The sequence below is a fragment of the Cellulomonas olei genome (assembly GCF_039548315.1).
Classification (GTDB): Bacteria; Actinomycetota; Actinomycetes; order Actinomycetales; family Cellulomonadaceae; genus Cellulomonas.
The window spans coordinates 1-22,650 of record NZ_JBCLVN010000004.1; the positions used below are offsets into that span (position 1 = coordinate 1).

Here is a 22,650-nt window from a genome sequence, read left to right on the forward strand (position 1 = left end):
TTGCAACCGCCGCCTGAAACCGCCGACTCGCAACCCCGCATCTACAGCAACCTCGACGGACGGACCCGGCTCGCGAGCGCGGGGTCCTGCGATGGACGGTGGCCGCTCTCGGGTGGCTCGAGCCGGCGATCATCGGTCGCTCGGTCGCCGCCGGTCGTTCGTGGCTCGGGGGTGCCGTCGGCACTCGGGATGGGGGTGCCCGGTGTGGGTGGTGGCACCGGGCCATGTCCTGGTCCAGGCGGCCGGCGGGTGGTGACCAGGTGACGTGACGGTCGATGGTCCCCAGGCTGGGGCCGGATGTGGGGACGGGCGTGGCTGGATGAGACGATGGTCAACGGTCGGATGACGAGGAGACGCAGGACATGAGCAGCGACGAGCGCGGGACGCGTTCGGCGGACGAGGGCGATCGCCGCGGCGGTGGCGTCGGGCGCTACGGCAACCGGAACGGTGCACGCCCCGCGGGCGGGGCACGGCCGGCGCGCGCTCCGCGGGTGGCGGGGCAGCGCGGACGAGGGCAGGCCGAGGACGGCGGCCGTAGCGGCGGTGCGCGCGGCGGGTACGCGGGTTCGCGGGCCGTGGGCGGGGGCAACGACGCTCCGCGCGGGCGCGACGGGTTCGAGCGTGGCGGGCGTCCGTCGGCCGACGGCAGCGCGGGGCGCGGGTCGTGGGGCGGATCCGACCGGGGCGGTCGATCGGGTCGCGGGGCTCAGGGTGACCGCGGCAGCCGTTCGAGCGAGGGCTACCGGGACTCGTCGCGTGGTGGGTACCGGGGTGAGTCGTCGCGTGGTGCGGGTGACTCGTCGCGTGGTGGGTACCGAGGTGAGCGGGCCGGTGCGGGCCGTGACCGTGGCGATCGCGCCGACGGGTTCGCGGGGGAGCGCTCCTCGCGACCGGGTGGCGGGTTCACACGCGACCGCGCGCGGGACGGCTCAGGTCGGGACGACCGCGGTGGCGCGCGTCGGCCGTCCGGGACGGGTGAGGGGCGCGGGGCCGGCACCGGCTGGGGAGGTCCTCGCCGTGATGCGCGCGGCTCGCGCGACGAGGCACGAGGCGGGTACCGGGACGGCGCGGGGCGTGACGGCTCGCGCCGGGACAGCTCAGGCGCGTCCGGTGGGTTCCGGCGCGATGGGGACGACCGGCGGGGCGGCGGTGCCCGTGCCGGCGGCGATCGTGGCGACGTCCGTCGTGGCTCCGAGAGCGGCGACCGGCCGCGTGGCACCTGGCAGGAGCGCGGGCGACGACGGGACCAGGACGGCTCCGCCCCGGGCGGCGACCGGGCGCGCAACGACGGTGCGCGGGGTGGTCGTCCCGGTGGGTTCGGTCGGGACGAGGGTGCTCGGCGTGACGAGCGCGGTGGTCGGTCCGGGTTCGGTGACCCCCGGAGTGGCGCGCGGGCTGGTCGTCCCGGTGGGTTCGGTCGTGACGAGGGTGCTCGGCGTGACGAGCGCGGTGGTCGGTCCGGGTTCGGTGACCCCCGGAGTGGCGCGCGGGCTGGTCGTCCCGGTGGGTTCGGTCGTGACGAGGGTGCTCGGCGTGACGAGCGCGGTGGTCGGTCCGGGTTCGGTGACCCCCGGAGTGGCGCGCGGGCTGGTCGTCCCGGTGGGTTCGGTCGTGACGAGGGTGCTCGGCGTGACGAGCGCGGTGGTCGGTCCGGGTTCGGTGACCCCCGGAGTGGCGCGCGGGCTGGTCGTCCCGGTGGGTTCGGTCGTGACGAGGGTGCTCGGCGTGACGAGCGCGGTGGTCGGCCCGGGTTCGGTGACCCCCGAGGCGGTGCGCGGGGTGACCGGGTCGGGGGCCGGGACGACCGCGGTGGACCGCGGGAGGGTCGTCGCGGGTTCGACGGCGAGCGTCGGGGCCCGGGTGGCTCGGACGAGCGGCGGCCTCTGCGTCGTGGACCGCACCGCGGGGACGACCAGCGGGACACCCGACCGCCCCAGCCCGTCCGGGTGTACGGCCCGGACATCCCGGACGACGTGGAGTTCAGCCAGCTCGACCGCGAGGTCCGGGCGCGGCTGCGGACCCTGAGCAAGGACAACGCGTTCGTCGTCGGGCGTCACCTCGTCATGACCGGGCGGCTGCTCGACGTCGACCCGGAGCTCGCGTACGAGCACGCCCAGGCCGCGGTGCGGCACGGCGGCCGGGTGGACGTGGTGCGGGAGGCCGCCGGTCTGGCGGCGTACCGGACCGGCCGCTTCGCCGAGGCGCTGCGGGAGCTGCGCACGGTCCGGCGCCTGAACGGGTCGTCGGAGCACCTCGCCGTGATGGCCGACTGCGAGCGCGGCCTGGGGAGGCCCGAGCGTGCGATCGCCCTCGCGGCCGAGCCCGAGGCGGAGCAGCTCGACGTGCAGGGCCGGGTGGAGCTGGCGATGGTGGTCAGCGGGGCACGGCTCGACATGGGCGACCCCGACGCGGCCCTCGCGGCCCTGTCGGGGATCGCGACGGGGACGGTGCGGACGGTCCTGGGCGCCCGGGTCGTCCAGGCGCGGGCCGAGGCGCTGCGGGCAGCCGGCCGCACCGCGGAGGCCGACGCCGCCGAGGCCGCGGTCCCCGCGGCGCTGATGGCGCAGGTCGCGGACCCCGAGCCGGACGAGGACGTCGTCGTGTTCGACCTCGAGGAGGACGACGAGGTCGAGGGCGTCACCGACGAGTCTGCGGTCGGGGTCGAGCCGGACCAGCCCGCCGGGGCCGCCGACGCGGCGACCCCCGAGCCCGACACGGAGGACGAGTGACCGACGCACGCCTGCTCGGCAGCGACATCCCGCTGGCCGAGCGCTACGACCTGGCCCTCGTCGACCTGGACGGCGTCGCGTACCGGGGGCACGAGCCCATCGACGGGGCGTCGGCCGGGCTCGCCGGTGCGCGCGCCGCGGGCATGCGCCTGGTGTTCGTGACGAACAACGCGTCGCGGGAGCCGGAGTCCGTGGCCGAGCAGCTCACGTCCCTGGACATCCCGACGCGGCCGGACGAGGTGATGACGGCGGCGCAGGCCGCGGCGTCGCTGCTGGCCACCCGGTTGGAGCGTGGCGCCACGGTCCTCGTGGTGGGCGGCGCGGGCCTGCTGACCGCGGTGCGGGAGGCGGGCTTCACGGTCGTGACGTCCGCGGAGGACCGGCCCGACGCCGTCGTGCAGGGCTTCGCGCCCGAGCTCGGCTGGGCCCAGCTGGCGGAGGCGGCGTACGCCGTGGCCGGCGGCGCCTGGTTCGTGGCGAGCAACCTCGACAAGAGCCTGCCGACCGCCCGCGGGTTCGCGCCCGGGAACGGCGCGCTCGTGGGCGCGGTCACGGCGGCCACCGGCGTCGTCCCGGACAGCGCGGGCAAGCCGGCGTCGACCATGTACGAGATGGCGGTCGAGCGCGCCGGTGCCCGCGCGGCCCTGGTGGTCGGCGACCGCCTCGACACCGACCTGGCGGGCGCCCGGTCGGGCGGGTTCGACGGGCTGCACGTGCTGACGGGCGTCAGCACGGCGCGGGACGACGTGCTCGCGCCCGCGGGGCTGCGTCCCCACTTCATCGCGGCGGACCTCGGCGGGCTCCTGGTCCCGCACCCCGCGCCGGTTCCCGGCGGCGAGGGGTGGTGGACCTGCGGCGAGGCCGCGGCGCGCGTGGTGGACGGCCGGCTCGACCTCGGGTCGTCTCCCGCGGGCATCGACCTGGTGCGGGCGGCGTGCGCGGCAGCGTGGGAGTCTGCCGACGCCGGGCGGGCGGTCGACCCGGGCTCCGTCCCGGAGCTGCGTGTCGGTCCGGGGCAGGCGGCCGGCGTCGGAGCAGGCCGGTAGCCTGACGGAGGCGGGGGCACGTCAGCACCGGTGGATGGAGAGTGGGACTCGTGGAGCCGACGGGCGACCAGGTGGTGGACGAGGCGCTGTCGCGCCTGACCGACGTCACCGGGCTGGGGCTGCGTGAGCAGCTCGCCGTCTTCGACGCCGTCCACGCCGCCCTCCAGGACCGCCTCGCCGACGCGGAGGGCTGAGGCGCGTGGCGACGCGTGTCGACGCCGCGCTGGTGCGCGACGGGCTCGCCCGGTCGCGCCGGCACGCGGCAGAGCTGATCGCCGCCGGCCGCGTGGTCGTGGACGGCGCCGCCGTCCGCAGGCCCGCGCTGCCGCTCGCGGACGGTCAGCGGCCGGAGGTCGTCGGTGACGGGACGCCGGACGACGACTGGGCGTCGCGCGGTGCGCACAAGCTGCTGGGTGCGCTCACCGCCTTCGAGGTGGACGTCACCGGTCGCGACTGCCTGGACGCGGGCGCGAGCACCGGCGGGTTCACCGACGTGCTGCTGCGCGGGGGAGCGCGCCGGGTGGTCGCGGTGGACGTCGGGCACGGGCAGCTCGTGGACCGGCTGCGCGCGGACCCGCGGGTGGAGGCCCGCGAGGGCGTCAACGTCCGGTACCTCGCCCCGGGCGACGTCGAGCCGGCGCCGGGGCTCGTGGTGGGCGACCTCTCGTTCATCTCGCTCCGGCTGGTGCTCCCCGGCCTGGTGGCGGTCGCGGCGCCGGCCGCCGACCTGATCCTGCTGGTCAAGCCGCAGTTCGAGGTCGGGAGGGAGCGGCTCGGCGCCGGTGGCGTGGTGCGGTCGCCCGGGCAGCGCGCGCAGGCGGTGCTCGACGTCGCCGCCGCGGCGGGCGACCTCGGTCTCGCGGTGCTCGGCGTGGCCCGCAGCCCGCTGCCCGGCCCGAGCGGCAACGTGGAGTACTTCCTGCACCTGCGGCGGGGCCCGGCGGGCCTCGTGGGCGAGCGCCTGGCCGCGCGGGTGCACGAGGTCGTGGACGACGGAGAGGGTGCAGGGGCATGAGCAGCAGGAGGGTCCTGGTCGTCACGCACAGCGGGCGGCCCGAGGCGGTGACGGCGACCGAGGAGGCCGCCGCCGCGCTGTCGGCGGCCGGGTTCACGCCCGTCCTCGCCGGGGAGGACGTCCCCGGGATGGCGTTCCACGACATCGAGCTCGCGATGATCCTCGGCGGCGACGGGACGATCCTGCGCGCGGCGGAGCTCGCACGCGGAGCCGGCGTGCCGCTGCTCGGGATCAACCTCGGCCACGTCGGGTTCCTCGCGGAGAGCGAGCGGGACGACATCAAGGAGGCCGTGCGCCGCATCGCGGCGGGGGACTACACGGTCGAGGAGCGGACCACCCTGCAGGTGCAGGTGCAGGTCCCCGGCCGGGCGGACCCGCTGACGTCGTGGGCGCTGAACGAGGCCGCGCTGGAGAAGGCCGAGCCGGCGCGCATGGTCGAGGTGGTCATCGAGGTCGACGACCGGCCGCTGTCGACGTTCGGGTGCGACGGCGTGGTGCTCGCGACGTCCACCGGGTCCACCGCGCACGCGTTCTCCGCCGGGGGCCCGGTGGTGTGGCCGGAGGTCGACAGCCTCATCGTCGTCCCGCTGTCCGCGCACGCCCTGTTCGCGCGCCCGCTCGTCGTGGGCCCGCGCAGCGTCGTCGCCGTCGAGGTGCTGACGCGCTCCCCGTCGCCCGCGGTGCTGGTGTGCGACGGGCGCCGCCGCATCGACGTCCCGGCGGGCTCGCGCGTGGAGGTCCGCCGGTCGCCCGTGCCGGTGCGGCTGGCGCGTCTGACGCCGGCGCCGTTCACGGACCGCCTGGTCAACAAGTTCGCGCTGCCGGTCGCCGGCTGGCGGGGCCGCGCGCACGAGCGCGGCCCGCACGAGCACGGCCCGCTCCGGCACGACGCCGGCCCCCGGCCCGAGGACGCGCTCCGGGCGGACGGGGCACCACCGGACGCGCCGACCCGCTCCGGCGACGGCGACCTGACCGGCTCTCCCGGTGCGCCTGGTTCTCCCGGTGCGCCCGGCACCCGCGGCGCGGACGGGAGCTGACCGGTGTTCGAGGAGATCTCCATCAGCGACCTCGGCGTGATCACCGGCGCCCAGGTGCGGCTGCACCCGGGGCTGACCGTGCTGTCCGGCGAGACCGGCGCCGGCAAGACGATGGTGCTCACCGGTCTCGACCTGCTGCTGGGCGGCAAGGCCGACCCCGCGACCGTCCGCACCGGCGCTGCGCAGGCGGTCGTCGAGGGCCGGGTGCTCGTCGCGGCGGGGTCGCCGGTGCTGGCGCGCGCGCAGGAGGCGGGCGCCGCGCTCGACGACGACGGCGGGCTCGTGCTCGTGCGCACCGTGACGGCGCCGACGGAGGACGCCCCGGGCCGGTCCCGCGCGCACCTCGGCGGCCGGTCCGTGCCGCAGGCCGTGCTGGGGGAGCTCGCGGAGCACCTCGTGACCGTGCACGGCCAGCAGGACCAGGCGCGCCTGCGGTCGCCCGCGCACCAGCGGGAGGCGCTCGACGCGTTCGCCGGTGCGGCCCACCAGGAGCTGCTCGGCCGGTACCGCGAGGCGTGGGCGGAGCGCGCCCGGCTGCAGGCCACGATCGACGACCTGACGGCGCGGCGCCAGGACCTCGCACGGGAGGCGGAGCTGCTGCGGCTCGGGCTGGCGGAGGTGGAGCGCGTCGACCCGCAGCCGGGGGAGGACGTCCAGCTCGCGGCGGAGATCGAGCGGCTGGAGCACGCGGAGGACCTGCGCGCGGCCGCGTCCGGGGCCCATGCCGCGCTGGTGGGCGACGACGACGCGGTGGACGACGCCGCCACGGCGGCCGGGGCCGTCGAGCACGCACGCCGGCTGCTGGACGGCGCGGGCGCGCACGACGGCCGCCTCGCCGAGCTGCGCGACCGGGTGGCCGAGGCGGGGTACCTCCTGGCGGACGCCGCCACGGAGCTGTCGTCGTACCTCCAGGACCTGCAGGCCGACCCGCTGCGCCTCGACACGGCGCAGGCGCGCCGCGCGGAGCTCGCGTCCCTCACGCGGTCCTACGGCGAGGACGTCGAGGCGGTGCTGCGCTGGGCGGACGAGGGCGGCCGGCGGCTGCTCGAGATCGGTGACGGCGACGAGCGCGTCACGGCGCTCGCCGGCCAGCGCGACGCCCTCGACGCCCGTCTGGCCGACCTGGCCCGCCGCGTCGGGGAGGCCCGCCGGGAGGCCGGTGCGCGGCTGGCCGAGTCCGTGTCCGCGGAGCTCGCCGGCCTCGCGATGGCCGGTGCGTCCCTCGAGGTGCGGGTCGAGCCTGCGTCCGAGCTGGGTCCGCACGGTGGAGATGTCGTGGAGATGCTCCTGGTCGCGCACGCCGGTGCGCCCGCGCGCCCGCTGGGCCGGGGGGCCTCCGGGGGCGAGCTCTCGCGCGTGATGCTCGCGCTCGAGGTGGCGCTCGCCACGTCGCCCGACCAGGGCGAGCACCGGCCGGGGACGTTCGTCTTCGACGAGGTCGACGCGGGCGTCGGGGGCCGCGCGGCGACGGAGGTCGGCCGCCGCCTGGCCGCTCTGGCGCGGAACTCCCAGGTCCTGGTCGTCACGCACCTCGCGCAGGTCGCCGCCTTCGCGGACCGCCACCTGGTCGTGACGAAGTCCCGCGACGGTGCCGTGACCGCCTCCGACGTGCGCGAGGTCACGGGCGACGACCGGGTCCGCGAGCTCGCGCGCATGCTGTCCGGCCAGGAGGACTCCGACGCGGCGCGTGCGCACGCAGCGGAGCTTCTGGAGCAGGGAAGCGTGGCACGATGAACACCGATGAAACTCCTGCCCTCGCGTAGACGCCCCGCCGCGCCCCCCGGGGGCGAGCTCGTCGGCCCGGCCCGGGTCGACCCCCGCACGAAGTCGCTGACCAAGCGGCTGCGGCCCGGGGAGATCGCGGTGATCGACCACGTCGACATCGACCGGGTCTCGGCCGAGGCGCTCGTCGCCTGCCAGCCCGCGGCGGTGCTGAACGCCGCCCGCTCGACGTCGGGCCGCTACCCGAACCTCGGCCCGGACATCCTGGTGTCCGCGGGCATCCCGCTGGTCGACGACCTCGGCCCGGACGTCATGACGCTGCGCGAGGGGCGCTCGCTGCGCATCACCGGCGGCGCGGTGCACGACGGCGACCGGCTCGTGGCGGAGGGCGTCGTGCAGACCCCCGAGACCGTCGCGGCCGACCAGGCCGCCGCGCGCGAGGGCCTGTCGGTGCAGCTCGAGTCGTTCGCGGCGAACACGATGGACTACCTGCGGCGGGAGCGGGACCTGCTGCTCGACGGCGTCGGCGTGCCCGACATCGCGACCGTCATCGACGGCCGGCAGGTGCTCATCGTCGTGCGCGGGTACCACTACAAGGAGGACCTGGTCACGCTGCGCCCGTACATCCGCGAGTACCGCCCGGTGCTCATCGGGGTGGACGGCGGCGCGGACGCGATCCTCGAGGCCGGCTGGACGCCCGACATGATCGTCGGGGACATGGACTCCGTCTCCGACCGGGCGCTGCGCTGCGGCGCGGAGATCGTCGTGCACGCCTACCGGGACGGCCGCGCGCCGGGTCTCGCACGCGTGGACCAGCTCGGCGTGCCGCACATCGTCTTCCCGGCGACGGGCACCAGCGAGGACGTCGCCATGCTGCTGGCGGACGACAAGGGCGCCGAGCTCATCGTCGCCGTCGGCACGCACGCCACGCTGGTCGAGTTCCTCGACAAGGGCCGCTCCGGCATGGCCAGCACCTTCCTCACGCGGCTGCGCGTGGGCGGCAAGCTCGTCGACGCCAAGGGTGTGTCCCGGCTGTACCGCAACCGGATCTCCAACCTCCAGCTCACGCTGCTGGTGCTCGCCGGCCTGCTGGCGCTCGGCGTCGCGCTGGCCTCGACCACCGCGGGCCAGACCCTCATCGGGCTGACCGGCGCCCGCTGGGACGACTTCGTGTCGTGGCTCGGGTCGCTGTTCGGCGGCGCACCGTGACGCCGGCCCGACGCGCCCGGGCCGAGCACGTCCCGCCCCGCCGCGCGACCCCCGGCCCCGCCGACCGTCCCGCCCGTGCCCGCCTCGTGCCGGCACCCGACCGAGAGCGCTCCCTGTGATCGACTTCCGCTACCACCTCGTCTCCCTGATCTCGGTGTTCCTGGCGCTGGCCGTCGGCATCGCGCTCGGGGCCGGACCCCTCAAGGAGACGATCGGCGACACGCTCACCGGCCAGGTCGACCAGCTCCGCGCCGAGAAGGACGCGCTGCGGGCTGAGCTCGACGACGCGGGCACCGACCTGGCCGCCGCCGACGCCTGGGTGCGCGCCGCGGGCGCCGAGCTGGTCGACGGCACGCTCGACGACCGCCGGGTCGCCGTCGTCGCGCTCGGCGCGGTGGACGGCGACGCGCTCGCCGCGGTCGAGGACCAGCTCACCGACGCCGGCGCCACCGTGAGCGCGGACGTCACGCTCAACCCGGCGTGGACGTCGACGGACCTGCGCCAGTTCCGCTCCGCGCTGGTCGGCAACATCGAGGCGTACCTCGACCCGCAGCCCGACGACGACGCGACGCCGGACACCGCGCTCGCGGAGGCGCTGCTCCAGGGCCTCACCGGGGCCGACCCGGCGCAGCCCGACGAGCTGAGCACCGACGCGGCGACGCTCCTGGAGCTGCTGAGCTCGGGCGACGACCCGCTGGTCGCCTTCGGGGCCGACGTGACGACCCCCGCGGACGCCGTCGTGCTCGTCGCACCGACGGTCGCACCCGCGGAGGCGGAGGCCGCTGCGGGCGGCGACGCCGACGAGCTCCAGGCCGCGCTCGACTCGCAGATCGCCCTGGCCCGGGTCGCGCAGACCCGGTCCGAGGGCGCCGTCGTGGTCGACGGACCGCTCGCCGAGGGCACGCTGGTGCAGGCGATCCTCGCCGACGAGGACGCGTCCCGGGCGATCACGACCGTCTCGGACGCCGACACCGCGACCGGGCAGGTCTCCGTGCCGCTCGCCCTCAACGCGCGCATCGGCGGCTCCGGCGGTCACTACGGCCACGGGGAGGACATGACGACGCTCCCCGAGACGACGGTGCTGCCGCCGGTGGACCGCACGCCCGTCGCGTCCGGGTCGGACGACGCGTCCGACGACACCACCGGGGACGGCGCCGACGACGCGGGCGGCCAGGGGTGAGCGTCGCGCGCCGGCTCACGGCGGCAGCGGTCGCGCGGGTCACGACCACGTTGGTGCGCGGCGTGCTCGACGACGACCCGCCGGGCGGCGCCCGGACCTGGGAGCGCACGAACCACCGGGGCGAGCCCGTCAGCCTGCTGGGCGGGCCGGCGGTCGCCGCGGGCGTGCTCGCCGGCGGCGTCGTCGGTGCGCCGTCGGTCCGCGACGGCGCGGCGCTGGCGGTGGCGACCACCGCGGCGACCGCGTTCGGCCTCGTCGACGACCTCACGGAGGACCGTGACGGCACGGTCCGCAAGGGCCTCAAGGGGCACCTGGGTGCGCTCGCGCGCGGCGAGGTGACGACCGGCGGGCTGAAGGTGCTGGGGATCGGCGCGGGCGCGCTGGTCGCCGCGGCGCTGAGCAGGCCGCACGACGCCCCGGTCGCCGGCCGCGGGCGCGCGGTGCTGACCCGGCTCGTCGACGTCGCGGTGGACGGCGCCCTCGTGGCCGCCAGCGCGAACCTCGTCAACCTGCTCGACCTGCGACCGGGCCGCGCGCTCAAGGCCGCCGGGCTCGCCGCCGCCCCGGCGGGCGTGCTCGGGGGCCGCGGCGGCGCGACCGCCGCAGCGGTCCTGGGCTCGGTCGTCGCGGAGCTCCCGGACGACCTGGCCGAGCGCGACATGCTCGGCGACTCCGGGGCGAACGCCGTCGGCGCCGCCCTCGGCGTGGTCGCGGTCCAGCAGTGCCCGCGCCCGGTGCGCGTCGCGTTGCTGGCCGGTGTGCTGGCGCTGACGGTGGCCTCGGAGCGGATCAGCTTCACGCAGGTCATCGCGCGCACCCCGGTGCTGCGGGAGATCGACGCCTGGGGTCGACGTCCGGCGCACGTGCCGGGACCCGCCCGGACGTCGCCCGGCGCCCCGGAGACGGACGGGGTGCCCGGGCGGTGAACCGGCGGGGCGTCCTGTCGGGTCTGGCGGGCGCGGCGGCCCTGATCTCGGTCGTGACCGTCGTCAGCCGCCTGCTGGGCTTCGCACGGACGCTGGCCTTCACCGGCAACGTCGGCATCACCGCGGCGGGCGACGCCTACGCGTGGGCGAACACCCTGCCGAACGTGCTGTTCGAGGTCGCGGCCGGTGGTGCGCTCGCCGGCGCCCTGATCCCGGTGCTCGCGGCGCCGCTGGCCCGGGGGATGCGGGACGACGTGTCGCGCATCGCCTCGGCCATGCTCGGCTGGACGCTGGGCGGCCTGACGCTGCTCGCCGCGGTGCTGGCGCTGGCGGCCGAGCCGATCGCGCTGCTGGCGACGACGCGGTCGGACGCCGGCCACGACCTCGTGGTGTTCTTCCTGCGGGTGTTCGCCGCGCAGCTGCCGCTGTACGGGCTCGCCGTGGTGCTGTCCGGGGTCCTGCAGGCGCAGCGCCGGTTCTTCTGGCCCGCGTTCGCCCCCGTGCTGTCGAGCCTCGTGGTGATCGCGACCTACCTCGGCTACGGGGCCGCGCTGCGGCACGCCCAGGTCGACGCCGCGTCGAGCGACGTCGGGGTCCTGCCGGCCGGTGCGACCGCGCTGCTGGCGTGGGGCACGACCGCGGGCGTCCTCGCCATGGGCCTGCCCATGCTGGTGCCCGTGCACCGCTCCGGCGTCCGGCTGCGCCCGACGCTGCGGTTCCCCGACGGAGTCGCCGCGCGGGCGCGCGGGCTCGCGCTCGCGGGCGTCGGCGGCCTCGTGGCGCAGCAGGTGGCCGTGCTGGTGACGACGCTGTGGATGGCGCGCCGGTTCGGCGGTGACGGCACCCTGGTGGCGTACCAGCAGGTCGTCCAGGCGGTGTACCTGCTGCCGTACGCGGTGCTCGCCGTCCCGCTGGCGACGAGCACGTTCCCGCGGCTCGCCGAACGCGCGGCCCGGCCGGGTCGCGAGGGGTACGCACCGCTCGCCGCCGTGACCACCCGGGCGGTGCTGGTCGCGGGGGCGGTCGGCGCGGCGGTGCTCGCCGCGGCCGCGCCGGCCGTCGCGCGGGCGTTCGTGGCGATCGGCACGGGCGACGAGCGCCTCATCACGTCGGTGGGTGTCGCGCTGACGCTCATCGCCCCCGGGCTGCTCGGGCTCGGGCTGATCTTCCACGTGTCGCGCGCGCTGTACGCGCTGGAGCGGGGACGGCTCGCGGTGCTCGCGGTCAGCAGCGGCTGGGCCGCGGTGGTCGTGGCGTCGTGGATCGCGTGCCTCGTGCTGGTGCCCGGCGCGCAGGACGGCCCGGCCACCCTGCGGGCGCTCTCGCTCGGCAACACCGTCGGCATGGTCGTCGCGGGGGCCGTGCTGCTGCTGGCGCTGCGCGCTGCGGCGGGCCGGGACGCGATCTCGGGGGCCGCCCGCACGATCGCGGTGCTCGTGGTCGGCGGAGCAGCCGGCGCGACGGCGGGCCGCTGGACCGTGGACGCGGTGCAGCGGTTCACCGACGGCCTGGGCGGGGCCGTGGCGGCCGCGGCCGGCGGCGGGGCGCTCGCCGCCTCGGTGGTGGTCGGGGCGGTGTGGCTGCTCGACCGGTCGACGGTGACCGGGCTGCTGCGGCGCCGCGCGACGCCGTCCGTGGCGCACGCGGGCGGCGCGCGGGACCGGGCCGCGGCGGCGCCGGGGCAGGCGGGCGCAGCGGCCGGGACGGGCGCGGGCGGTGCGGCCGCAGGAGCGAAGGAGGCCGTCGGCACCGCCGGCACCGCCGACGCCGCGGGGACGGAAGCCGGCACTGCCGGCCGGGACGAGCAGGAGGCCGGGCGGTGACCGGACAGCGGGTGCTGCAGGTGCTGGGGTCGAGCGCGGGCGGTGTCGCCCGGCACGTCGCCCAGGTGGCCGCCGCGCTGTCCGACGCGGGGGACCGCGTCGTCGTGGCCGGCCCCTCGGGGTTGGCGGGGGTCGTCGCCCCGGCGGACGGCGGGGCGCGGTTCGTGCCCGTCGAGATCGCGGACCGCCCGCACGCCTCCGACCTGCGCGCGCTCGCCCGCCTGGCGCGCCTGTCCCGCGACGCGGACGCGGTGCACGCCCACGGGCTGCGCGCGGGTGCGCTGACGGTGCTGGCGGTGCGCTCCCGGCCGGGGCGCCGGCCGCGCGTCGTCGTCACCCTGCACAACCTGCCCGTCGGCGGCCGCGCGGTCCGGGCGGTGTCGGCGGTGCTCGGGCGGGTGGTCGCCCGCGGCGCCGACGTGGTGCTCGGCGTCTCGGGCGACCTCGTGGCGCTGACCCGGGCGCAGGGTGCCCGGTCGGCCGAGCGCGCCCTCGTCCCGGCGCCGGCCCGCCCGGCACCGTCGCGCGGGGCCGCGCAGACACGCGCGGACCTGGGCCTCGCGAGCACCGACGAGCTGGTCGTCACGGTCGCCCGGCTGGCGCCGCAGAAGGGCCTGGACACCCTGGTGCGCGCCGCGGCAGCGGCCGTCCGGACCCGCCCGGCGCTGCGCTGGGTGGTCGCGGGGGACGGTCCGCTGCATGACGAGGTCGAGGCCGCGGCCCGTGCGGCCGGTGCGCCCGTGACGCTGCTCGGGCGGCGCGAGGACGTCGCCGACCTGGTGGCCGCGGCGGACGTGGTCGCGTCCACGGCGGTGTGGGAGGGGCAGCCGATCGCCGTGCAGGAGGCGCTGGCGCTCGGCGCGGCGCTCGTGGCCACGGACGCCGGCGGCACGCGCGAGGTGACGGGTGACGCCGCGGTGCTGGTGCCCGTCGGCGACGCGGAGGCGCTCGGCGCGGCGGTGGCGGGCGTGCTCGCGGACGCCTCCCGCCGCGACGCGCTGCGGGAGGCCGCTCGCACCCGGGCCGCCGGGCTCCCGCGGCTGCCGGACGTGCTGGCGCAGCTGGAGGCGCACTACCGGGGCTGAGCCGGTCCGAGGCGGGCGGCACGTCGGTCGCCGACGGCGTGTCACCGGCGTCACCCGGCGCGTCGGCCCGCCGGCCGCTCGCGTCGGGTACAGTGGAAGCCCGTGGCAGAGCGCGCAAATCGACTCTCCGGGCGGTCGGACTCCACGACCCGGCACATCTTCGTCACGGGAGGCGTCGCCTCCTCACTGGGCAAGGGCCTGACCGCCTCCAGCCTGGGACGACTTCTCCGCTCCCGCGGTCTGCGGGTCACGATGCAGAAGCTCGACCCGTACCTCAACGTCGACCCCGGGACGATGAACCCGTTCCAGCACGGCGAGGTCTTCGTCACCGAGGACGGCGCCGAGACGGACCTCGACGTCGGGCACTACGAGCGGTTCCTCGACGTCGACCTCGTCGGGTCGGCGAACGTCACGACCGGCCAGGTCTACTCGCACGTGATCGCGAAGGAGCGGCGCGGCGAGTACCTCGGCGACACGGTCCAGGTGATCCCGCACATCACCGACGAGATCAAGACGCGCATGCGGTCGCAGGCCGCCGACGACGTCGACATCATCATCACCGAGATCGGCGGCACCGTCGGCGACATCGAGTCGCAGCCGTTCCTCGAGGCCGCCCGGCAGGTGCGCCACGAGCTCGGCCGCGACAACGTGTTCTTCCTGCACGTCTCGCTGGTGCCGTACATCGGCCCGTCGGGTGAGCTGAAGACCAAGCCGACGCAGCACTCCGTGGCCGCGCTGCGCAGCATCGGCATCCAGCCGGACGCGATCGTGCTGCGCTCCGACCGCGAGGTGCCGCAGTCGATCAAGGCGAAGATCGCGCTCATGTGCGACGTCGACACGCAGGGCGTCATCTCCTGCAAGGACGCGCCGAGCATCTACGACATCCCGCGCGTCATCCACGCCGAGGGCCTCGACGCGTACGTGGTGCAGCGGCTCGGCCTGCAGTTCCGCGACGTGGACTGGAGCGGGTGGGACGACCTGCTGGAGCGCGTGCACCAGCCTGCCCACCACGTCGAGATCGCGCTGGTCGGCAAGTACATCGACCTGCCCGACGCGTACCTGTCGGTGACCGAGGCGCTGCGCGCCGGAGGGTTCCACCACGACGCGAAGGTGCGGATCCGCTGGGTCACCTCCGACGACTGCCAGACGCCCGACGGGGCGCAGCGCGCGCTGTCCGGCGTGGACGCGGTGCTCATCCCCGGCGGCTTCGGCGTGCGGGGCATCGAGGGCAAGCTCGGCGCCCTGCGGTGGTCGCGCGAGAACCGGGTGCCGACGCTCGGCATCTGCCTGGGCCTGCAGACCATGGTGATCGAGTACGCGCGCAACGTGCTGGGCCTGCCCGGGGCGTCGTCGTCGGAGTTCGACGCGGACCCGGCCGACCCGGTGGTCGCGACCATGGCGGAGCAGCTCGCGATCGTGGGCGGCGAGGGCGACCTCGGCGGCACGATGCGGCTCGGCTCGTACGAGGCCGTGCTCACCGAGGGGTCCGTCGTGGCGGAGGCGTACGGCACGACCCGTGTCACCGAGCGGCACCGCCACCGGTACGAGGTCAACAACGCGTACCGCGACAAGCTCGAGGAGGCCGGCCTGGTCATCTCCGGGGTGTCGCCGGACTCGTCGCTGGTGGAGTTCGTCGAGCTGCCGCGCGACGTGCACCCGTACTACGTGTCGACGCAGGCGCACCCGGAGTTCAAGTCCCGGCCCACCCGCGCGCACCCGCTGTTCTCGGGCCTGGTGGCCGCCGCCCTGGCCGCGCAGCAGGCGGCCCCGGCCGGGCGCCGCGCCACGGTCGAGGCGTGACGGTCGCCGACGCGACGAGCGGGGGGCCGGCCGACCGGCCGGCCCCCCGCCCCGTCCTGGAGCACACGGACCTGCACCACGGCAAGATCTGGGACCTGGTGTCCGAGACCGTGGACCTGGGGGAGTCGCAGGTGGTCCGCGAGTTCGTCGACCACCCCGGTGCCGTCGCGGTGATCGCGCTCGACGAGGACGACCGCGTGCTGCTGCTGCGCCAGTACCGGCACCCGGTGCGGGCCGAGCTCTGGGAGCCGCCGGCCGGCCTGCGGGACGTCGACGGGGAACCGCCGCACGTCACCGCCGCCCGCGAGCTCGCCGAGGAGGCCGACCTGCGGGCCGGCTCGTGGCACGAGCTCACGGGTTTCGCCACGTCCCCGGGCGGGTCCACCGAGCGGATCGTCGTGTACCTGGCCCGCGACCTGTCGCAGGTGCCCGAGGCCGAGCGGTTCGCCCGCGAGGACGAGGAGGCGGGCATGGTCCCGCTGTGGCTGCCGCTCGACGACGCGGTCACGGCCGTGCTCGAGGGCCGGCTGCACAGCCCGAGCGCGGTGGTCGGCGTCCTGGCGGCTGCCGCGTCGCGCGACCGGGGCTGGAGCACGCTGCGCCCCGTGTGACCTGGGTGTTCACCCTTCGCCCGATCGGTGGACGTCGAGCCTGACAGGTCAGGGAGAGCCGGGGAGCGCCGATGACACGGGTGTGCCCGACGCCAGCCCCCCGCCGCCCTCGCCGGCCGGGGTCGTCCTGGCCGGGACGCACGCGGCGGTGGTGCTCGGCCTGTGCGCCGTGCTGTGCCTGGCGGGCGCCGTCTGGCCGCCGTCGCCGCTGACGCGGGTCGGGTACTGGTACGCCGGCGGGGCGGTGCTGGCCGTCGCGACGGTCGCCGCGGTCGTCTGGCGGCACCACCCGCGCACGCCGCTGGTGGCCGTGCTGCTCGGGATCGCCGTCGGGGCGGCGATGGTTGCCGTCTGCCGCACCGCAGCCGGGGTGGTGACGACGTCGCTCGGCCTGGTCGTCGCCGGGCAGGCCGCCGCGCTGCTCGGCAGCCGGCGGCTGGCGCGTGGCCTGCTGCTGCTCGTCGTCGTCACGCTCGCCGGGGCGATGGCCGCGGCCCCGGTGCCGTTCCGCCCGGCGAGCTGGGTCGTGCTGGCCGTGATGACGGTCGTGACGAGCGAGCTGGTGACGTATCTGCTGTCGCGGCTGCGGGAGCTCGCCACGACGGACGACCTGACCGGGGTCCTGACCCGCGCGGCGTTCGACGAGCGCGCCGCCGCCGTGGTGGCGCGGACCACCCGCGACGGCCGGCCGGTGAGCCTGGTGTGCCTCGACGTCGACGACTTCAAGGAGGTCAACGACACCCAGGGGCACCAGGCGGGCGACGACGTCCTGGTGCGGCTCGTCGACGCCTGGCGGGGCACGCTCGGGCGGCACGACGTCATCGGCAGGCGGGGCGGCGACGAGTTCGCGGTGGTGCTGGCCGGGCGCACCGCGGAGGACGCCGAGGTGTGGGCGCTGCAGGCCGACGCGGTGCGGGCGCCGGGGGACCCGACGTGGAGCCACGGCGTCGCCCAGGCGCGCCGGGACGAGCCCGTCCGCGAGGTGCTCGCCCGCGCGGACGCCGCCCTGTACGCGCGCAAGGGCGACCGCATGGCGGAGGGCCTCGCCTGACCGCCGGCCCCGCCACGTCGGGGACCCGCCGACGTCAGCGGCTGGTGGACACCCGGTACTGCGCGTTCGCGAGCGGCACGAAGATCGCCAGGAACAGCGCGGACCAGATCAGCGTGTAGAGCTCGGGGTTCTGCAGCGGCCACGCCGTGGGTTCGGGCACGCCCGGTGGGATGTTGCCGAACAGCTCCCGTGCGGCCTGCGTGACCGCGGAGACGGGGTTCCACTCCGCGAACGTCTGCAGCGGCGTCGGCAGCGTCTCCAGCGGGACGAACGTGTTGGCCACGAACGTCAGCGGGAAGATGATGATGAACGACGCGTTGTTCACGACCTCCGGGCTCGGCACCAGCATCCCGACCCACGCCATGATCCAGGAGATCGCGTAGGCGAACGCCAGCAGCAGCCCGAACCCGGCGAGCGCGTCGAGCCACGACGACCGGATGCGCCAGCCGACGACGAGGCCGGTCAGCCCCATGACGACCAGCACGATGACGTTGTTGACGACGTCGGAGAACGTGCGGCCGGTGAGGACGGCGGACGGCGCCATCGGCAGCGACCGGAACCGGTCGAGGATGCCCTTCTTGAGGTCCTCGGCGAGCGCCGCCCCGGTGACGGTCGCGCCGAAGATGACCGTCTGGGCGAAGATCCCCGCGATGAGGAACTCCCGGTAGGCGGACCCGCCGCCCTGCTGGTCGATCGCGCCGCCGAAGACGTACGAGAACAGCAGCACGAACATGATCGGCGACAGCGTGGTGAACACCAGCAGGTCGGGGACCCGCTTGATCTTGATGATGTTGCGCTTGGCGACGACGGACGCGTCGGCCAGCACGGCGGGGAACCGCATCACGCGCCTCCTTCCTGCGGGGCGTCGTCCTGCTCGGTCGGGCGCCCGGTGAGGGCGAGGAACACGTCGTCGAGGGTGGGCCTGCGCAGGCCCACGTCCTCGAGACGGACGTCCTGGGCGTCGAGGCGGCGCAGCGCCTCCCCGAGCACCTCGGGGCCGCCGGACACCGGCATGACGAACGACCGGCGGGACTCGTCGACGGCGGGGGCCCCGACGCCCAGCGGGGCGAGTGCCTCCGTGACGTCGGCGAGCCGGGCGGCGTCGGCGACGGTGAGCTCGAGGCGCTCGCCGCCGACCTGGCGCTTGAGCTGGTCCGCGGTGCCCTGCGCGATGATCCGCCCGTGGTCGATCACGACGATCTCGTCGGCGAGCATGTCGGCCTCCTCGAGGTACTGCGTGGTGAGCAGCAGGGTGGTGCCCCCGGCCACGAGCTGCTGGATGACCTCCCACATGTCGGTGCGGCCGCGGGGGTCCAGGCCCGTGGTCGGCTCGTCGAGGAAGATGACCGGCGGGTCGGCCACCAGGGCGCCGGCGAGGTCGAGCCGTCGCCGCATGCCGCCGGAGTACGTGCGCGTGGGACGGTCGGCGGCGTCCTCCAGGCGGAACGACGCGAGCAGCTCGCGCGCCCGGGCCCGGGCCCGCCGCGCGCCGAGGTGGTAGAGGCGCCCGATCATCTCGAGGTTCTCGTACCCCGAGAGGTACTCGTCGACCGCGGCGTACTGCCCCGACAGCCCGATGCGGCGACGGACCTCCGCGGGGCGGGCCAGGACGTCGACGCCCATGACGTGCGCGGTCCCGCTGTCCGGGCGCAGCAGCGTCGACAGGATCCGCACGATGGTGGTCTTGCCGGCCCCGTTCGGGCCGAGCAGACCGAGCACGGTGCCGGCCGGCACCGTGAGGTCCACGCCGTCCAGGGCGGTGACGCCCTTGTAGCGCTTCGCGAGCCCGCGGGCCTCGATCGCCTGTTCCATGGTGCGAGCGTAGATGTGACCTACGACACACCAGAAGATCAGCGGGGAAGATCGCCGCCCGGCACCACCAGGCCCGACTCGTACGCGAGCACCACGAGCTGGGTCCGCGAGGTCGTGCCGGTCTTCGCGAGCAGGCCGTGGACGTGCGCCTTGACCGTGGCGACGGCCAGGCCGAGCTCGTCCGCGGCCTCCTGGTTCGACCGCCCGCGCGCCACGGCCAGCAGCACGTCCCGCTCGCGCGGGCTCAGGCCGCCGGGCCCCGACGGGTCGGCCGCCACCTGCGGGCGGGAGCGGCCCCAGCGCCGCCACTGCTCCAGCACCAGGGGCGCGATCGCCGGGTCGAGCACCGAGCCGCCCTGGTGCACCCGCCGGACCGCCGTGACCAGCGCCGCCGGGTCCGTGTCCTTGAGCAGGAACCCGTCCGCGCCGGCGTGCAGCGCCCGGGTGACGTACTCCTCGTCGTCGAACGTGGTGAGCACGAGCACCCGCACGGCGTCGAGCGCGGGGTCGGCGCGCAGCCGCCGGGTCGCCTCGATCCCGTCGAGCACCGGCATGCGGATGTCCATGAGCACGACGGCGGGGCGGTGCCGGGCGGCGAGCTCGACGGCCTGCGCGCCGTCGGCGGCCTCCGCGACGGTCGTCAGCCCGGGCTCGTGGTCGATGATCAGCCGCAGGCCGAAGCGGATCATCGCCTGGTCGTCCGCCACGAGCACGCGGACCTCGGGGGCGTCGGTCACGGCACCGGCACCTCCAGGGCGACGACCCAGCCGCGCCCGGCAGGACCTGCCGGACCCGCCGCCAGGGTCCCGCCGCACGCCGCCGCGCGCTCGCGCATGTGGACGACCCCGTTGCCGCCGCCCCCGGTGCTCCCGGTGCCCTCGGTGCCGGCGCGCGCCGGACCGTCGTCCTCGACCCGCAGCGCGAGGCGGCCCGGGCGACCGCTCAGCTCGACCCGGGCGCGGGCGGCGTCCGAGTGCACCAGCACGTTCGTCAGCGCCTCCTGCGCGACGCGGACCACCGCCAGCCCGACCTCCGGCGGGCACGGCGGCAGCGGGTCGGGCAGCACCGCCTCGACCGCGAGGCCCGACCCCCGCACGCGCTCGAGCACGTCCTGCAGCTCCGTCAGCCCGGGCAGGGGGGACAGCGGGACGTCCGGCCGGTCCGCGGCCCGCAGCACGCGCACGACCGACCGCATCGCCGTCAGCGCCTCCTTGCCGGCCGGCGCGATCCACCGCACCGCGTCCCGGTACTCCTCGGGGTGGCGGTCGCCGACGCGGTCCGCGGCCTGGGCCCGCACCACGATCGCGCTGACGTGGTGCGCGACGACGTCGTGCAGCTCCCGGGCGATGCGGGTGCGCTCGGCCCGGACCGCGGCCCGCTCGCGCTCCGCCTGCAGGGCGTGCAGCTCGGCGTTGCGGAGCTCGAGCGAGCGGGTGGTGGCCGCCAGCCGCCCCGCCACGGTGCCGAGCGTCGTCGCCGCGAGGACGAGCAGCACCAGCAGCAGCGTGTCCGAGGGATCGCCGAGCGCGGGGTTCGCGGGCCCCGCCGCCCCGGACAGCAGCAGGCGGAGGTTGTCGGTCCCCGTCGCGAGCACCGCGGTCGCGGCCGCCCCCGCCGCCCCGGCGAGCACCGGGTGCACCGCCCGGGCGCGCGTCGCCGCGTAGGCCGCCACGAGGAGGGGCGCCGCGTGCAGGTCGGCCTGCACCGTGGCCCCGTAGGTCAGCACCGCGTAGCCGAGCGGGTAGACGAGGACCGTCAGCCACAGCCCGGCCGCCGGGGCCGCGCGGCGCAGCGCCAGCGGTACCGCCAGGCCGACGCCGGCCCACAGGTGCGCCTCCTGCCAGCGCGGGCTCCACAGCCCGGTGCGCGCGAGCAGGGTGACCGCGAGCGTCCACCCCAGCAGCACGCCGAGCGCGACGAGGCCGTCGACGAGCGCGTCGTGACGGTGGTCGGTCCCGGGCATGCGGCGAGCCTAGGGCGGCGGCTCCGGCCGGGGCGTCAGCGGCTGGGCGGATCGTGCGAGGGCCGGCACCACCCTCGGGTGGAGGTCCGCGGTGCGGCGTCGGACCTGGAGCGGACGCCCACCACCCGAGGGCGGTCCGGTGCGGCCGCGGCGATCGACCCGGCGTCCGACGCCCCGCGGGGGTGGTCGCGGGGACGGTGGAGGCATGACGACGACCCGCCGGCCCGACCGGCTCACGGCAGACCCCGACCGCACGAGCCCGGCGCCCGCGGGCGTGCGGGGTGCGGACGTCGGGCACGCGGACGCACGCGGCACCCGCGGGCGCCGGCCCGGCGGACACGGGGGCCACGGCGGACACGGCGGCCGGGCGTGGCGGCGGTGGGGCGTCGTGGCGCTGCTCGTGCTCGCGGCCGGCGCCTGGGCGGTGCAGGGCGTGGACCTGTCCGCGGCCGCCGACCGGCTGCTGTCCGGCGCGGCGCGCGGCCCGGGCACGCCGACGGGCACCGTCCCCGCGTCCGAGCCGCCCCGCGCGTCCGACCCGGCCGGCGCGGGCGATCCGGCCGGTGCGGGCGACGCCGTCGGCCTCGACCCCGAGCTGCAGCGACGGCTCGACGCCGCCGTCGCCGCCGCGGCGGCCGACGGGATCGAGCTGGCGTTGACGTCCGGCCGCCGCACCCCGGAGGAGCAGCAGCGGCTCGTCGACCAGGCGGTGGAGCGCTACGGCGTCCCCGAGGCGTACCGCTGGGTGCTGCCGCCGGACCGGTCCGCCCACGTCCAGGGGCTGGCTGTCGACGTGGGCCCGACCGACGGTGCGCTGTGGCTGGGGGAGCACGGCGAGGAGCTCGGGCTGTGCCGCACGTACGCCAACGAGATGTGGCACTTCGAGATGCTCCCCGACGGTGCCACCACGTGCCCCGAGCAACGCCCGGACTCGTCGTGGGCCTGGTGAGCGGGCACGCCGGGGCGGCTACAGCGCCGCGAGGCCGTCGCCGAGGATCTTCCCGCCGATCAGGAGCAGGACCGCCGCGGTGAGGACCGCGCTGTGCCGTGTCATGAGGTCGCGGACCCGGGTCAGCACCGGCTCGGCCCGCGCCCCCGCCACGGCGTGGGCCGCGACCGCGGCGAGGACGCTCGCCGACCCGAGCAGCACGAACACGGCGCCGGAGGCGACGACGGCGTCCGGGGCGACCTCCTGCACCGTGGCCGCGGCGGACGCGGTGAGCGCGATGTTCTTCGGGTTGGCGCCGCCCAGCGCCGCGCCCAGTCCCAGCGTCCGGGCGGGTGCCGGGTCGTCGAAGGCCGACAGCCAGCCCGGGGCGTCGGACGTCCCGGACCCGCGCGCCGCGACGACCTTCCGCACGGCGAGCACGACGAGCGCGGCACCGAGCAGCACGCGGAGCCACGCGACGGCGCGGGGCCCGCCGTCCACCGACTCCACGCCGCCGACGACGAGGAGCGCGACCGCGGTCAGGGCGCCGAGGCCCACGACCCAGCCGGCGAGGAACAGCCACCCCGACGTGCGTGCCCGCGGGCCGGTCAGCAGCAGCGTCGTCGCCACCAGCGGGAACGGGCTCAGGGCGACGGCGAGCGCCACGGGCAGGAACGAGCCGATCGCGTCGAGCACGGCGGCCTCCGAGGACG

At 76.9% G+C, this 22,650-nt stretch carries 21 protein-coding genes; 15 read left to right on the forward strand and 6 right to left on the reverse strand.

Going from position 1 to position 22,650, the window contains the following annotated elements:
* Positions 1-1,097: 1,097 nt before the first annotated feature.
* Positions 1,098-1,901 (reverse strand): hypothetical protein, encoded by an 804-nt coding sequence (locus tag AAHH18_RS01500; protein ID WP_343300312.1) that lies wholly within the window; start codon positions 1,899-1,901, stop codon positions 1,098-1,100.
* Between the two features lie 45 nt (positions 1,902-1,946).
* Between AAHH18_RS01500 and AAHH18_RS01505 the strand changes: the two genes are divergently transcribed.
* From AAHH18_RS01505 to AAHH18_RS01570, 14 genes are all read left to right on the forward strand, one after another.
* Complete coding sequence (locus tag AAHH18_RS01505) at positions 1,947-2,729, forward strand: hypothetical protein (RefSeq protein ID WP_343300313.1); 783 nt, start codon at positions 1,947-1,949, stop codon at positions 2,727-2,729.
* Positions 2,726-3,775, forward strand: a complete 1,050-nt coding sequence (locus AAHH18_RS01510; RefSeq protein ID WP_343300314.1) for an HAD-IIA family hydrolase — start codon at positions 2,726-2,728, stop codon at positions 3,773-3,775. The genes AAHH18_RS01505 and AAHH18_RS01510 overlap by 4 nt, the downstream gene beginning before the upstream one ends.
* Before the next feature lie 50 nt (positions 3,776-3,825).
* Positions 3,826-3,969 (forward strand): hypothetical protein, encoded by a 144-nt coding sequence (locus AAHH18_RS01515; RefSeq protein WP_343300315.1) that lies wholly within the window; start codon positions 3,826-3,828, stop codon positions 3,967-3,969.
* Between the two features lie 5 nt (positions 3,970-3,974).
* Positions 3,975-4,790 carry a TlyA family RNA methyltransferase gene (locus AAHH18_RS01520; RefSeq protein ID WP_343300316.1) on the forward strand — a complete coding sequence of 272 codons (816 nt, stop codon included), beginning with the start codon at positions 3,975-3,977 and terminating at the stop codon, positions 4,788-4,790.
* Complete coding sequence (locus AAHH18_RS01525) at positions 4,787-5,827, forward strand: NAD kinase (RefSeq protein ID WP_283320102.1); 1,041 nt, start codon at positions 4,787-4,789, stop codon at positions 5,825-5,827. Before AAHH18_RS01520 ends, AAHH18_RS01525 begins: the two co-directional genes overlap by 4 nt.
* Before the next feature lie 3 nt (positions 5,828-5,830).
* Complete coding sequence (recN, locus tag AAHH18_RS01530; RefSeq protein ID WP_343300317.1) at positions 5,831-7,561, forward strand: DNA repair protein RecN; 1,731 nt, start codon at positions 5,831-5,833, stop codon at positions 7,559-7,561.
* Between the two features lie 6 nt (positions 7,562-7,567).
* Positions 7,568-8,758 (forward strand): putative cytokinetic ring protein SteA, encoded by a 1,191-nt coding sequence (gene steA, locus AAHH18_RS01535; protein ID WP_343300318.1) that lies wholly within the window; start codon positions 7,568-7,570, stop codon positions 8,756-8,758.
* Positions 8,759-8,873: 115 nt separating this feature from the next.
* Positions 8,874-9,938, forward strand: coding sequence for a copper transporter (locus tag AAHH18_RS01540; RefSeq protein ID WP_343300319.1), 1,065 nt, complete (start codon positions 8,874-8,876; stop codon positions 9,936-9,938).
* A gap of 62 nt (positions 9,939-10,000) precedes the next feature.
* Positions 10,001-10,864 carry a hypothetical protein gene (locus AAHH18_RS01545; protein ID WP_343300320.1) on the forward strand — a complete coding sequence of 288 codons (864 nt, stop codon included), beginning with the start codon at positions 10,001-10,003 and terminating at the stop codon, positions 10,862-10,864.
* Positions 10,861-12,687: a murein biosynthesis integral membrane protein MurJ gene (murJ, locus tag AAHH18_RS01550; protein WP_343300321.1), complete on the forward strand. Its 1,827-nt coding sequence runs from the start codon at positions 10,861-10,863 to the stop codon at positions 12,685-12,687. Before AAHH18_RS01545 ends, murJ begins: the two co-directional genes overlap by 4 nt.
* Positions 12,684-13,772, forward strand: coding sequence for a glycosyltransferase family 4 protein (locus AAHH18_RS01555; RefSeq protein WP_343300322.1), 1,089 nt, complete (start codon positions 12,684-12,686; stop codon positions 13,770-13,772). Before murJ ends, AAHH18_RS01555 begins: the two co-directional genes overlap by 4 nt.
* A 102-nt stretch (positions 13,773-13,874) precedes the next feature.
* A complete protein-coding gene (locus AAHH18_RS01560) occupies positions 13,875-15,572 on the forward strand; it encodes a CTP synthase (RefSeq protein ID WP_283320109.1) in 1,698 nt (565 codons plus the stop codon).
* On the forward strand, positions 15,569-16,183 hold the full coding sequence (locus tag AAHH18_RS01565; protein ID WP_343300323.1) for an NUDIX hydrolase: 615 nt from the start codon (positions 15,569-15,571) through the stop codon (positions 16,181-16,183). The genes AAHH18_RS01560 and AAHH18_RS01565 overlap by 4 nt, the downstream gene beginning before the upstream one ends.
* A gap of 82 nt (positions 16,184-16,265) precedes the next feature.
* A complete protein-coding gene (locus AAHH18_RS01570) occupies positions 16,266-17,234 on the forward strand; it encodes a GGDEF domain-containing protein (RefSeq protein ID WP_343300324.1) in 969 nt (322 codons plus the stop codon).
* 34 nt (positions 17,235-17,268) lie between these two features.
* On the opposite strand, the gene AAHH18_RS01575 is transcribed toward AAHH18_RS01570, so the two are convergent.
* From AAHH18_RS01575 to AAHH18_RS01590, 4 genes are read right to left on the reverse strand one after another with little or no spacing between them, the layout of a single operon-like run.
* On the reverse strand, positions 17,269-18,075 hold the full coding sequence (locus AAHH18_RS01575; RefSeq protein ID WP_283322026.1) for an ABC transporter permease: 807 nt from the start codon (positions 18,073-18,075) through the stop codon (positions 17,269-17,271).
* Positions 18,075-19,046, reverse strand: coding sequence for an ATP-binding cassette domain-containing protein (locus tag AAHH18_RS01580; RefSeq protein WP_283320112.1), 972 nt, complete (start codon positions 19,044-19,046; stop codon positions 18,075-18,077). Before AAHH18_RS01580 ends, AAHH18_RS01575 begins: the two co-directional genes overlap by 1 nt.
* Before the next feature lie 38 nt (positions 19,047-19,084).
* Positions 19,085-19,783: a response regulator transcription factor gene (locus AAHH18_RS01585; RefSeq protein ID WP_343300325.1), complete on the reverse strand. Its 699-nt coding sequence runs from the start codon at positions 19,781-19,783 to the stop codon at positions 19,085-19,087.
* Positions 19,780-21,009, reverse strand: coding sequence for a sensor histidine kinase (locus tag AAHH18_RS01590; protein ID WP_343300326.1), 1,230 nt, complete (start codon positions 21,007-21,009; stop codon positions 19,780-19,782). The genes AAHH18_RS01585 and AAHH18_RS01590 overlap by 4 nt, the downstream gene beginning before the upstream one ends.
* Before the next feature lie 205 nt (positions 21,010-21,214).
* On the opposite strand from AAHH18_RS01590, the gene AAHH18_RS01595 reads away from it, so the two are divergent.
* On the forward strand, positions 21,215-21,958 hold the full coding sequence (locus AAHH18_RS01595) for a M15 family metallopeptidase (protein WP_343300327.1): 744 nt from the start codon (positions 21,215-21,217) through the stop codon (positions 21,956-21,958).
* Positions 21,959-21,976: 18 nt separating this feature from the next.
* On the opposite strand, the gene AAHH18_RS01600 is transcribed toward AAHH18_RS01595, so the two are convergent.
* On the reverse strand, positions 21,977-22,633 hold the full coding sequence (locus AAHH18_RS01600; RefSeq protein WP_343300328.1) for a GAP family protein: 657 nt from the start codon (positions 22,631-22,633) through the stop codon (positions 21,977-21,979).
* Positions 22,634-22,650 lie beyond the last annotated feature (17 nt).